Below are 12,755 nucleotides of genomic sequence, written 5' to 3'. Positions count from 1 at the left end.
GTGACAACACATTTCCGACATATTTTTGACAAAAATATGAATAGAATTTGAAAGATATCGAAAATTGTCGAAACTAATCGATTTCCCTTCGTATAAAAGGCATACTACTTATATGATAAAGTATTTTATTTCCCCTACCCGCATTTCAAATTCCTTCTATATAAAGTGAAACTTTAATTAGCCATCACCAATCGGGCTTTTACAAGTAGCTCGACTTATTTGCTTTTGCTGAATTTTGAGGTGGTGTTCTTACTGCTCGGCAAATAGAGGTATAAAAAAAGAGCTGATATGAAATCAGCTCTTTTCCTTCTATTATTAATGACGCTTCCTACGTCCTTCTTTTTGTAACTCTTTAAATAATGCTGCCATCATAAAGAAAATAACAAAGACGAACGGGAATGCTGCAATGATAGCTGCCGTTTGTAAGGCTTCTAATCCACCAACATATAATAAGATAGAAGCTAGCGCGGCTAGAACGATACCCCAAATCATTTTAATGCGATTTGGTGGGTTTAAACTACCATGTGTCGTTAACATCCCTAAAACGAATGTCGCAGAATCTGCAGATGTAATAAAGAATGTAGAAATAAGAAGAATCGCTAGAACAGATAAAGCTGATCCAAAGCTTCCCATCTGATCAAACATAGCAAACAATCCTACTTCTGTTCCCATCTCTTTAATTTTTTCAAAGATATGTGCATCACCAAACAGCTCCATATGAATACCTGTTCCGCCGAAAACAGAGAACCAAAGGGCACCAATTATTGTCGGTACGAGTAACACACCGATTACAAACTCACGAATGGTACGTCCTCGTGAAACACGAGCAATAAACGTACCTACGAACGGTGACCATGCAATCCACCATGCCCAATAGAAAATTGTCCACGATTGAATCCATTGGTTTCCACCTTCGTCTAATGGACTTAAACGGAAGCTCATGCTTGGCAATTCTTGAATGTAAGAACCGATTGTTGAAGTGAAGTAATTCATAATAAAGTTTGTTGGACCCGCAAATAATACAATAATCATAAGTGCAAACGCAAAAATAATGTTCGTATTACTTAAATATTTAATTCCTTTATCAAGACCTGTTTGCGCAGATAACATAAATAATACTGTTACGATTGCAATAATAACTAACTGAGTCGTTAATGAGTTCGGGATAGATGTTAAATAACTAACACCACCTGCAATTTGTTTCGCCCCGAGACCTAATGACGTTGCAACACCAAACACAGTTGCGAAAACAGCTAACACATCAAATGAATGAGCAATACGCCCGTGTTCCCCGCCCTTAAATAACGGACCTACTGTCGCACTAATCGTACTTGCTTTTCCTTTTCTAAAGGTAAAGTAAGCAATACATAACGCTACAAACGCATATAGTCCCCAAGGATGTAATCCCCAATGGAAAAATGAAAAACGCAGTGCAAGGCGCGCACTTTCCTCAGTTGCACCTTCTCCAAACGGAGGTGCGTATAAATGGTTTAATGGTTCGGCAACGCCCCAGAAGACTAAGCCGATACCCATACCAGCACTAAATAACATAGCAAACCATGTCATATAACTATAATCAGGTTCGTCATCATCTTTACCTAAACGAATAGAACCGTATTTCGAAACAATTAAAAAGATAGACACACCTAAAATAATAGAAACGGAAATAATATAAAACCACCCGAACTTACTAACTAATGCAGTTTGAATTGCGGTTGTTACATTTCCTAAGCTACCTTTTCCAATAATAGATTCGGGAATAATCCCCCAAATTGTAAATGCAATACATAATGTTAATGAAACGATGAATGTTTTTGTCAGTTTCCTCATCAAATCCCCCTTCGTAGGTTTCGTTTTTGTAAATAACATAAATTCCGATATGTAAAATCGGATAGAAAACAATAATTTTGCGGTGATTTTCTTACTTTCACCTTCACCAATTCGAATTCTTATGGACAGCCTTACCTTTCGTATAACCTTTTCACTCTCCAAGAGCTACAAGTTAGAAATACTGCTGTCAAATTGTGTGAGAAAAATGCGGATAGGAATGTATTTTCCTAAAAAAGGATGTGTTACATATGTAAAAAAGGGCAAAGTTCTTCCTTGCAACCCTTTCGTTTTGTAACAATTATGCGGTTTTTTTGCTAGTATATAGCACGTGTTTATAGCTTCACAAACAAAATGTTTATGTTTATATAACTATATTACCCATAAAACGGTAAAATACTCAAGGAATGTAATCGTTTAGTAAACATCATGTAACACCCTTGTAATATTTTTATTTACGTCGAAAAAAACATGTTGTATTAAATATTTCGAATATAACTAGAAACCTATGAGTCATATAGAATGAAAAACGCTTTCCTATATTTTTTGTTATATTACAGGATATTAACGACTGATTACGAATGGTTTGTAATTGTGTGTTTTCCCCAAATCCGAAAAAATCTGTTGCTATAATGAGGACACGAAAACAAACGCAATGGAGGCTATCATGAAAAAATTAATTGGTATAGCAACAGCAGCAGTTTTTGGTCTTGGGATTTTCACATCATCTGCTAATGCAGAAACTGTTGTAACAACAGACGTACTAAACGTACGCGAAAACCCTACTACGGAATCAAAAGTTGTCGGTAAATTACTAAACGGTAATAAAATAGATGTTCAAAATACAGAAAACGGATGGTCAAAAGTTACTTTAGACGGTAAAGACGCATTCGTAAGTGCAGAGTTCACAAAAAGCATCTACTACGTAACAGCTAACGTATTAAACGTACGTGCTGAAGCGAACACAAACTCAGAAATTCTTGGAAAGTTGAAGAAAGACGATGTAATCGAAACAACGAACCAAGTACAAAATGAGTGGTTACAATTTGAATATAACGGGAAAACAGCTTATGTTCATGTTCCTTTCTTAACAGGTACAGCACCTGTGATTGAGAAACAAGAAACAACTGCCCCTGCTAAAGCTGAAGCACCAGCTAAGGCTCAAACACCTGCAGCACAAGCAAAACCAGCTGCTAAGCCTGCTGTGAAAGCTGCTGAAACTAGCACACCATCTGGTGGTCGTGAGTTAACTGTGGTAGCTACAGCATATACAGCTCACCCGAGCGAAAACGGTGGCACATATGGCGGCCGTGTATTAACTGCAATGGGTCATGATTTAACTGCGAATCCAAACATGAAAATGATCGCTGTTGACCCGAAAGTAATCCCATTAGGATCTAAAGTATGGGTAGAAGGTTACGGAGAAGCTATCGCTGGAGATACTGGTGGTGCAATTAAAGGTAACCGTATCGACATCCTGCTTGGATCAGATAGTGCTGCTCAAAAATGGGGACGCAAAACTGTTAAAGTGAAAATTTTAAAATAACCACTGACTGCTGAAGCCAGTTCTCCTTGTTGAGAGCTGGCTTTTATTTTTTTATAATACATATAAGGAGGTTATATCCATGAATGTAGAAGCAAAAGTAGACTGGATCGGTACACCAAAACCGTATATATATAAAGATGAAGTAGCATACGACGCTACTTCCATTGACTTTTCACTCGCTGGTGATGACAATCGATATAAATTAATTATGCTCAAGTCTGAAGAAAATACACATCACAAATTTGTCCAATATGGAATCAAACCTGGCTCACAAAAGCCATTTCCTATCGACATTCCATTTGAACAAAACATGTTACCAATTATAGAGCAAATATTACATGATCCGTATGTACAAGCGATATTAAAGGAAACGCACTCATAATTGTAAAAAAAGATATCAACGGTTTGGCACGAAATATTGATTTAGCTACAAAATAAAGAGGCTGTTCAATATTGAACAGCCTCTCTCATATTAACGAGTTGGACCAGATACATCTTCTGATTTCAACGTATTATTTGCACCAAGAGAATGATACAACATCTTTCCATTTCCATTCACAGTTACAATATGTTCGTTATTAAAACTTTTGAACTTCACAGATCCATCACCGTAACGAATATGATACTCTTCATATGTCGTTACTTTATATTTCGTAGCACTTTGACGCTCTACATTACGAACTTCCATCGTTAATAAGTCTTCTGTAATTCCTTTTTTGTGTAAATACTGTATATAATCACGGTCTTCCTTATACGATTTCCCGCTCTTATCATAATTATTTTCAATTAAACTAAAATCATTTAATGAAATTGCACGTACGTTATCATAAATATGATTTCTTACAAATTCGCCCACTGCTGAACTTGATGTTTCTTTCGGGAATTTTAAGTAATACGTGCTTTGGTCTCCAATTTTAACACTTTCAGATTTCATCACACCAAAATCAGTAGTTTTCTCTAAATGTACTTCTACTGTTTCATCTGTGGATACAGGGCCAAGCTTATAACTTCCATAATTTAATTTTCCACGTTTTTTCCCATTCACAAATACAGTTGCATCACTTTCATCAGAAGAAATACTTACATACTTGCCTTCAAGCGATAAATCCACTTTCACCTTCTCGCTCTGTTCATCCGCTAAATCTACTTCTTTCTCTGTTTCTAATTCAGTAAGTTCTGTCTTCGCCGTTGCCTTTACAACATATGTACCTGGGAAGTATGGCCCCAACTCTTTCGAAGTTTTATCACTAGAAAGCTCTGTTTCTTTTTTGTCATTCACATATATTTCTGCGTTTTTTGCAGTTGTACTAACGCTCATATAATAAGATTTCATGCTGAACTTATACTTTGGATATAAGAACCACTCTTTTCCCTCTTCTACTATTTCCCCGTCCTTAAATGAAGATTTATCTTTTGTTAACTTTTGATCTACTGTCTCTTTCTGTAAATAAGAAAGTAATTGTTTGTTGTAAGAAGGATTCTCTTTTAAATAACGCATGTACGCTTTAATATCCTCTGTCTTAATCTTTAAGCTTGAATCATTCGCTTTTACAAACTCATCAATTGCATTAATATCTTTCTTTTGGAATGCTTCAATCATTACATTTACTTGCTTTTCTTTTGAAAACTTATATGCTCCAAATTTATATGCCCCAAATAATAATGCAGCAATAATGGCAAAACCAATGATTAAAAATAAATTTTTCTTACTTTTCACTGGTTTTGTCTCGCTTTGTAATTCTGTATATGAAGCAGCAGTGTTATCAACGATTACTTCTACTTTACTCCCACACTCAGGACAAAAGTTCAAATGGTCTGCAACATTCTTTTTACATGTTCCACAAAACTTCAACGTGCTCTCCTCCTATTTTTTAGCTAATTTCATTCCAGCAAATGCCGCTACATATGTCACAATAAGACTAAACAAAGTTAAATATATAAATGAATTTTGCATAGATAGTACTGTTCCACTTGTTCCAAATAAACTTGTTACAGTTCCTGAAACATTAATTTGGAACTTAGAAATCATATTCATTACAATCATCATAATTGTGTAAGAACCACTGCATACCGCTAATGTAATATATATATTGGCAGTCGGTAATTTAGCTAACTTTCTTCCCGCTCTAAACATAAAGAACAACGGAATAATAAGCAGTAATAAACCGTAATGGAATACGTTATTCACTTTATCAAATTCTGCAAGGCTTTCCTCATTTGCTCCTTTTGAAATCAATATCTCTCTAAGCTCTACGCCATTTACAGAGACGCCTGATATAAATGAAAACGATAGTGTGCTCTCATATGTATTTGATTTCTTACCAATTCTAGTAAATTCCTTACTAAGTGCTGGACTTGATACTTCTAACGGCGCAAAATGAGCCATACTCCATAATTGAGGTGTTAACTCTAATGCTAATAATGTACTTTCAGATTTTAAAGTTGTTATTTCTTTTAATGGTTCAATACCATCTTCCTTACTTACTAACGCCATAATACAAACCGCTACTGCTGTTACTAAAAGTCCTTTTATCATAGCTGAAACACCGTAATAAACAGACGCTCCATATGGCATTAACTCTTGAAATGCTGCTGCCATATTGTTTTTGCTTGTATGAGCAATAAATCCTAATAACGTAAATAATGTCCCACATACAAAACCACTCAATAAACTCTTAATCGCTGAATAGCCAACCGTAATCTTACCTGCTTCTGAGAATGGAATTGCAAAAGATTGTGATGCTATAAAACTTATAATGAATAAAAAGACTCCATAAATAATACCAACTGTTGCTGCCATAAAGATTTGATCTTTAATCGTTTTCGCAACATGCTGTTTCCCTAACCAAATTCCTGTACCAGCAAAAATAATAAATGGAATGATTAATAATAATGTAAATGGAGTATGCCAAGATAAAGAAAATATCAATCCACTATCATCGTTAGCTGTAAAACCAAGTAAATGATAACTTAACATCGTAGAAGTTGCACTCGAATAAAAACTTGGCAACATTTCTAATTCTTTCGCAAATTTGCTAAACATCTCACTTAACATAGAGGCAAATAATAAACTACCAATCCAACCAGCAATTAACATGAGAATACTTGCAACAGCCCCACCAATCAAACCTTTTTGTAAAACGGCTTTATCTGCTTTAAATTCAACTTTAGGAGCACCATCCATTGTAGGCAATTTTACAGATTGTTCTTTTTTCTTCACAACAGATAAAGAATACCCACACTTTTTACAATATAAATTTTTTTGGGCATTTTCACTGCCACAACCTTTGCAGTATTTTGCAGTATCTTTTTCTAATGTTACTGCACCTATAGCTCCTGCAATCTCCATACTACCTTCATTTGGGCAATAATTTACTTCTTCACCATGTTGTTTTCCACATGTGCGACAATACATTTAATTCACTCCCCACTTTGCTTAATTCCACAAACTGGACAGTAAGTAGATTTTTTATCGATATGCTCATTACATGAAATACAATTTACCGTTTCACCTTCATTTTCTACTGCTAACATCGGGTTAGGCTTTCCACATGAACCACAAAACTTATCATTTATTGATAAAGGTCCACCACATTCACATGTAGCTTTTTCACCTTGTTGTTTTTGCAATTCAACAATGCGCTTTCTTGCTTGATAAATAGCTACATCAAATTCTTGAACTGGAGCAATCATTTCTTTTAAGCTCGCTTCATTTACTCCACTTCCTCTTAATTGAACATACACTTGCTGTCCAACCTCTAATAGAACCTCTGCTTTTTTCTGCATTTGCACTTGCATTCCCTTTTTCAATTGAGCAATTTCTTGTGCAACTTGCAACTTCATTTTCCCTTGTTCTATTCCTTCTTGTAACTTATTCATTCCACTACCTAACTTCGTCTGTAAATCTGACAAATTATTTCTCCTCCTATACGTATATATTCATATACGAAATTAACATTTTATATATTACCATGATTTTCAAGTTATGTAATCCAAATTTCATTTTTTCTGTTTTGAGCATTTTTTGTTTATAATGGTAAAGGAAAGAAATATGTGTACGGAGGAATATTATGCTGCAACACTCAATTACGAAAGATGAAATTATGATGATTGCGAATGAGTTCGTTCAAGGACTAGATCCACAGCAAACAGCTGATCAGGAACATGTCGCTACAGCTCGGCACCTATATCGTAGTGGTGTTGTCTATAACGTTGATTTTGATGGTTATACACTATCAGGAACTGTAGATGCGGAAGGCAACGTATATAGCGTTCATATTCCGATTCGTAACGTCGCTGAAAGTTATTGTGATTGCTTCGCACCAACACAATGTGAGCATATGCTCGCTGTATTACTATCTGCAGCGTCTAGTTTCGGGCAAGTAGGAGATGTATTAACTTTATTTAAAAATAATACGAAACCTTCCCTTCCTCCTATTCGAACTGCAAGACAAGTATTGCAATCATCAGCTTTTGAAGAAACGGATTATAAAAGTTGGGAATCTTATTTTGAAAAAGAATATGAATCATTTAAAAAAGAACAAGCTCGCCTTACTTATAAACAAATGTATTTTCTTATGAGTATCTTTACAGATTTCTATACGAAACTTGAGCGGAAAGCTCCGCGCGTCATCGCCATACATGAATTATTCAGGTTACACGCAGCACTGTACTGCTTTCAAAAATTATTAGAAGAAATTCAGGCATTCGAAGCTAACAAAACGTATTCTTATCACCAACCTGTTAATGTCATTCGCCTATTTGTAGACAAAGTGGAATCCATCGTTCGGGACTTACAATCAGAAGCGATTCCTTCAGAGTCTGAAATAATTTTGCAAGAAACAGCTCGTCTTGTTCATGAAGTATTCTTCTCTACCGACGCTTATACGCAAGAACGATTTTTCATTTATCGCCACATATGGAGTGAACTTTTAAACAATAAAGAAAACATACAAGAGGAAGAAAAACGAATCGATACGAAAATCAATCCACTATCCAAAGCGTTAGCGTCTTCTCATCTTCTCTTTTTAAATGACGAAGATCTACTAGCGATGGACTTACTAAAAAAACAGCCTGCTTCTGTTGTGAGTCTATACTTCTATTGGTTAGAAGAACTATTAAGTGCCATGCATTGGGATCGTGCAAAAAACTGGCTTTCCTTTACGTATAAACAAGTAAAGAAAACGATCCAAGATCACGAAAATACGATTTTCATAAAAGATGTCGTTCGGCTATTTGTAATCATGTATGAAACATATGCAACACATACAAATGAACAAGCTGGTTTCGAAATGATCTTACAAGAACTATTACCGTATAGTTTCACAAACTATGAACAGTACGTACTCGCGAAAAAACAGTATCGTACATGGGCAGAGCTTCATCTCCTATATGGATTTGAAGCAATTGAGCTGTTGAAAGAGCCACTGAAAGATATTGAAAAAGAAGCGCCAGAAGTGGCACTTCCTCTTTACCATCTTGCTGCTGTAGAGGCGATTGAAGAACGAAATCGTAAATCATATAAACGCGCAGTTCGTTACTTAAAGAAATTACGTACATTGTATAAACGATTAAAACGTACCGATGAATGGGATGCTTTCATTATTCACATCGCCAATCTCCATTCACGTCTGCGTGCACTACAAGAGGAATTACGGAAAGGAAAATTAATCGATGATCAATCAAACTGAAGTAACAATTAGGCTCCAGCATGTTAGTCAAGGTTGGTTCCTTTGGGGAGAAGATGACAGCGGTACTCCATTATCCGTAACAAGTTGGAAACGAAATGCATTCACATGGCACTCCACTTCTTTCTACGGTACTTCTCTAAAAGAAGCAACCTTCGAAGGAAAACAAGGTGTGCTACTAACAAATGCACAAGCCTTTGAATACATTGCAAACAAACCAATGAATTCATTTGCACATATGCACATAAACGGACCTATTACAGCACTTACAAAAGATGCAAATGAATTATGGAACGCCTTTACAAGTGGTAGCTTCGTACCAGATATGAATCATTGGCCTAAACAGCCATCTTGGAAAGTTCAAAATACACCAATTGAAGATGACACATTAGCATCTCTTTTCTCAGCAGCAGTTAATGAAAGCATATTACAAGATAATCGCTCAAATGACGGCTGGGAAGATGCTAAAAGGCTATATGAACATTACGACTTTACGAAAAGACAATTGGAAACAGCACTACATGAAGAAGATTGGCTTCGAAAAATTGGTTATATTGAAGATGATCTTCCGTTTACAATCGGACTAAGACTACAAGAACCACAAGAAGAATTTGAAATGTGGAAGCTTGAAACAATTGTGACACCAAAGCGCGGGGCGCATCGCATATATGTATATGAAAACATCGATTCCTTACCGAAAAGATGGCACGATTACGAAGAACGGATTACAGAAACACAAGAAGGTTTTAGTAAGCTCATACCGTGGTTAAAAGAAGGAGATATATTCCGAAATGAGCTCTTTGAAACAGAAGCTTGGAACTTCTTAACAGATGCAAGCAACGAATTACTTGCAGCCGGCATTACAATTTTACTACCATCATGGTGGCAAAATTTAAAAGCAACAAAACCGAAATTACGTGTCCAGTTGAAGCAAAATACAGCACAAACACAATCGTTCTTCGGTATGAATACGCTCGTTAATTTTGACTGGCGCATTTCGACGAACGGCATTGATTTATCAGAAAGCGAATTTTTCGAGCTCGTTGAACAAAACAAACGTCTATTTAATATAAACGGTCAATGGATGCGACTAGATCCAGCCTTTATCGAAGAAGTAAGGAAACTCATGAACCGTGCCGATAAGTACGGACTAGAGATGAAAGATGTCCTGCAGCAACATTTATCAAATACGGCTGAAACAGAAATTGTAGAAGATGATAGTCCGTTTACTGATATTGAAATCGAACTAGATGGATATTATGAGGAATTATTCCAAAAGCTGCTTCATATTGGAGATATTCCAAAGGTAGATGTCCCTACTTCACTAAACGCAACACTTCGTCCGTATCAACAACACGGTATTGAATGGTTATTATATTTACGAAAGCTTGGATTTGGAGCATTGCTAGCTGACGATATGGGACTCGGGAAAAGTATTCAAACAATCTCTTACTTACTATATATAAAAGAAAACAATCTCAAAACAGGCCCTGCATTAATCGTAGCGCCGACATCTGTTCTTGGAAATTGGCAAAAGGAATTTGAGCGTTTCGCACCAAATTTACGTGTCCAATTACATTACGGAAGTAATAGAGATAAGGGCAATTCATTTGAAGATTTCCTTCAATCAGCAGATGTTGTATTAACATCTTATGCATTGGCTCAACTCGATGAGGAAGAACTGACTTCATTATGCTGGGATGTTGTTATTTTGGATGAAGCACAAAATATTAAGAACCCACATACGAAACAGTCGAAAGCAGTACGAAACTTGCAGGCAAATCACAAAATCGCTTTAACTGGTACACCAATGGAAAATCGCCTCGCTGAACTTTGGTCCATTTTCGACTTTATTAATCATGGATATCTCGGAAGCTTAGGACAATTCCAACGCCGCTTCGTCACACCGATTGAAAAAGATCGTGATGAAGGAAAAATCCAGCAAGTTCAACGGTTTATCTCACCATTTTTACTGCGCCGAACGAAGAAAGATCAAACAGTCGCATTAAATTTACCAGATAAACAAGAACAAAAAGCTTACTGTCCTCTTACTGGTGAACAAGCTTCCTTATATGAACAACTTGTTCAAGATACACTGCAAAATGTAGAAGGATTAAGCGGAATTGAAAGACGCGGCTTTATATTACTTATGTTGAACAAGCTAAAACAAATTTGTAATCATCCTGCTCTTTATTTAAAAGAAGAAGAACCACAAAATGTCGTTGAACGCTCTATGAAAACAAAAACGTTAATGGAGCTCATCGAAAATATAAAAGATCAAAATGAAAGTTGCCTCATCTTCACTCAGTACATCGGCATGGGAAACATGCTAAAACGTGTGCTAGAAGAAAAATTCGGCCAGCGTGTTCTCTTCTTAAACGGTAGTGTACCGAAAAAAGATCGCGACAAGATGATTGAGGAGTTCCAAAACGGAACGTATGACATTTTTATCTTATCCTTAAAAGCTGGCGGAACAGGATTAAACTTAACCGCTGCCAACCATGTCATTCACTACGATCGTTGGTGGAACCCAGCTGTGGAAAATCAAGCAACAGACCGCGCATATCGTATTGGTCAAAAACGATTTGTTCATGTTCACAAACTCATTACAACAGGAACATTAGAAGAAAAAATTGATGAAATGCTAGAAAGAAAACAATCTCTAAACAATGCGGTCATCACAAGCGATAGCTGGATGACTGAACTATCAACAGACGAACTAAAAGAATTACTTGGTGTATAAAGTGAAACTTTAATCAGTGGAGGTTTTACTCCCCGCAAAAAAAAGCGCTAATCTTATTTGAGATTAGCGCTTTTTTCTATTCCAAAACCAATTACTTATTATAATCCCCGTTAACCCGCCGCACGTATCAAGCAATGAATCTTGCCACATTGGTGTACGGTCTCCCGTATACCATTGGTGAATTTCATCAAATGTTGCATAACCCGCAACGAAAAGAAGGGCATATATAAAGCATCTTTTCCTCGAATGACCTGATCGATGAAAAGCGTAATAAATCAATGAACCTAGCATAAAGAACACCATAAAATGAGCACCTTTACGAAGGAAAAACTCAATAAATCCGCCTACACCTTTATTCGCAATACTAACAGGGGTTCCTCCACCATAATCGATAGATACCCATGAAAAATGCTCTTTCACAAATTCAACATTTACATATTGTTCAATATCTGAACGCATATCCTGCTTTTTATATGGTTGTGCCGAAGAATAGAAAATCAGCCCCATCCATAGTAATACAGGAATCCAAAATAACCATTTACGATTCATTATCCAGAATTCTCCTCTCTTAATCTTTTAAGGGTACCAAAAAAAAGAAAAAATTTCACGCCAAAACATGACATTCACGCCCTATTTATAAAGTGAAAGGAGGTGATACACATGGCAATTGAAACAATCGTAATGGATTTAACTTTACGTCTAGTATTAAACAACGGATTAGATAAGAACGGCAAAACAGTTTTCAAGAGCAAACAATTTAAACGTGTTAAAACAAATGCAAGCTTAGATCAAGTACACGACGTAGCTCATGCTCTTGCTTCCTTACAGGCATCACCACTTCACGCTGTACAACTTGTAAGCACATCAGATCTTTCTAAACTATAAAGTAAAACTCAGATCAGTGGGGATTTTATTCATCCCCATTGATTATTAGCCCGCAATTTAACCGGCA

10 protein-coding genes are annotated in these 12,755 nt (G+C 36.2%); 5 read left to right on the top strand and 5 right to left on the bottom strand.

The window, feature by feature from the left end:
- Nucleotides 1–315: 315 nt before the first annotated feature.
- On the bottom strand, nucleotides 316–1,830 hold the full coding sequence (gene opuD, locus MR143_RS06510; protein ID WP_001230114.1) for a glycine betaine transporter OpuD: 1,515 nt from the start codon (nucleotides 1,828–1,830) through the stop codon (nucleotides 316–318).
- A 664-nt stretch (nucleotides 1,831–2,494) separates the two neighbouring features.
- On the opposite strand from opuD, the gene MR143_RS06505 reads away from it, so the two are divergent.
- Both MR143_RS06505 and MR143_RS06500 read left to right on the top strand, forming a co-directional pair.
- Nucleotides 2,495–3,373, top strand: a complete 879-nt coding sequence (locus MR143_RS06505) for a cell wall-binding protein EntA (protein WP_000733340.1) — start codon at nucleotides 2,495–2,497, stop codon at nucleotides 3,371–3,373.
- A 79-nt stretch (nucleotides 3,374–3,452) separates the two neighbouring features.
- Nucleotides 3,453–3,755: a DUF3910 family protein gene (locus MR143_RS06500; RefSeq protein ID WP_242280645.1), complete on the top strand. Its 303-nt coding sequence runs from the start codon at nucleotides 3,453–3,455 to the stop codon at nucleotides 3,753–3,755.
- 90 nt (nucleotides 3,756–3,845) lie between these two features.
- Here MR143_RS06500 and MR143_RS06495 read toward each other — a convergent pair whose 3' ends face one another.
- From MR143_RS06495 to MR143_RS06485, 3 genes are read right to left on the bottom strand one after another with little or no spacing between them, the layout of a single operon-like run.
- Entirely contained in the window at nucleotides 3,846–5,225 is a 1,380-nt protein-coding gene (locus tag MR143_RS06495; RefSeq protein WP_000666886.1) for a zinc ribbon domain-containing protein, read from the bottom strand.
- 12 nt (nucleotides 5,226–5,237) lie between these two features.
- Nucleotides 5,238–6,788 (bottom strand): zinc ribbon domain-containing protein, encoded by a 1,551-nt coding sequence (locus MR143_RS06490; RefSeq protein ID WP_208906364.1) that lies wholly within the window; start codon nucleotides 6,786–6,788, stop codon nucleotides 5,238–5,240.
- Nucleotides 6,789–6,793: 5 nt separating this feature from the next.
- Nucleotides 6,794–7,285, bottom strand: a complete 492-nt coding sequence (locus tag MR143_RS06485) for a zinc ribbon domain-containing protein (RefSeq protein ID WP_061884769.1) — start codon at nucleotides 7,283–7,285, stop codon at nucleotides 6,794–6,796.
- Between the two features lie 158 nt (nucleotides 7,286–7,443).
- Here MR143_RS06485 and MR143_RS06480 point away from each other — a divergent pair, with 158 nt between their 5' ends.
- On the top strand, nucleotides 7,444–9,063 hold the full coding sequence (locus MR143_RS06480; protein WP_074593717.1) for an SWIM zinc finger family protein: 1,620 nt from the start codon (nucleotides 7,444–7,446) through the stop codon (nucleotides 9,061–9,063).
- Nucleotides 9,047–11,803 carry a DEAD/DEAH box helicase gene (locus MR143_RS06475; RefSeq protein WP_242280644.1) on the top strand — a complete coding sequence of 919 codons (2,757 nt, stop codon included), beginning with the start codon at nucleotides 9,047–9,049 and terminating at the stop codon, nucleotides 11,801–11,803. The genes MR143_RS06480 and MR143_RS06475 overlap by 17 nt, the downstream gene beginning before the upstream one ends.
- Nucleotides 11,804–11,866: 63 nt before the next feature.
- Here MR143_RS06475 and MR143_RS06470 read toward each other — a convergent pair whose 3' ends face one another.
- Entirely contained in the window at nucleotides 11,867–12,352 is a 486-nt protein-coding gene (locus MR143_RS06470; RefSeq protein ID WP_001080707.1) for a VanZ family protein, read from the bottom strand.
- A 111-nt stretch (nucleotides 12,353–12,463) separates the two neighbouring features.
- On the opposite strand from MR143_RS06470, the gene MR143_RS06465 reads away from it, so the two are divergent.
- Nucleotides 12,464–12,688: a DUF1659 domain-containing protein gene (locus MR143_RS06465; protein WP_000963860.1), complete on the top strand. Its 225-nt coding sequence runs from the start codon at nucleotides 12,464–12,466 to the stop codon at nucleotides 12,686–12,688.
- The last annotated feature ends 67 nt before the right edge of the window (nucleotides 12,689–12,755 follow it).

It is taken from the genome of Bacillus cereus group sp. BfR-BA-01347 (genome assembly GCF_022663835.1).
GTDB lineage: Bacteria > Bacillota > Bacilli > Bacillales > Bacillaceae_G > Bacillus_A > Bacillus_A thuringiensis_K.
The sequence above is the reverse complement of the archived record's forward strand: the minus strand, read 5'-3'. Positions and strand labels throughout refer to the sequence as shown.

Bases quoted from the DNA above. Each gene is read 5' to 3' on its own strand.
- MR143_RS06465 (WP_000963860.1), top strand. From the start codon at position 12,464: ATGGCAATTGAAACAATCGTAATGGATTTAACTTTACGTCTAGTATTA.
- opuD (WP_001230114.1), bottom strand. From the start codon at position 1,830: ATGAGGAAACTGACAAAAACATTCATCGTTTCATTAACATTATGTATT.
- MR143_RS06475 (WP_242280644.1), top strand. From the start codon at position 9,047: ATGATCAATCAAACTGAAGTAACAATTAGGCTCCAGCATGTTAGTCAA.
- MR143_RS06470 (WP_001080707.1), bottom strand. From the start codon at position 12,352: ATGAATCGTAAATGGTTATTTTGGATTCCTGTATTACTATGGATGGGG.
- MR143_RS06490 (WP_208906364.1), bottom strand. From the start codon at position 6,788: ATGTATTGTCGCACATGTGGAAAACAACATGGTGAAGAAGTAAATTAT.
- MR143_RS06500 (WP_242280645.1), top strand. From the start codon at position 3,453: ATGAATGTAGAAGCAAAAGTAGACTGGATCGGTACACCAAAACCGTAT.
- MR143_RS06505 (WP_000733340.1), top strand. From the start codon at position 2,495: ATGAAAAAATTAATTGGTATAGCAACAGCAGCAGTTTTTGGTCTTGGG.
- MR143_RS06480 (WP_074593717.1), top strand. From the start codon at position 7,444: ATGCTGCAACACTCAATTACGAAAGATGAAATTATGATGATTGCGAAT.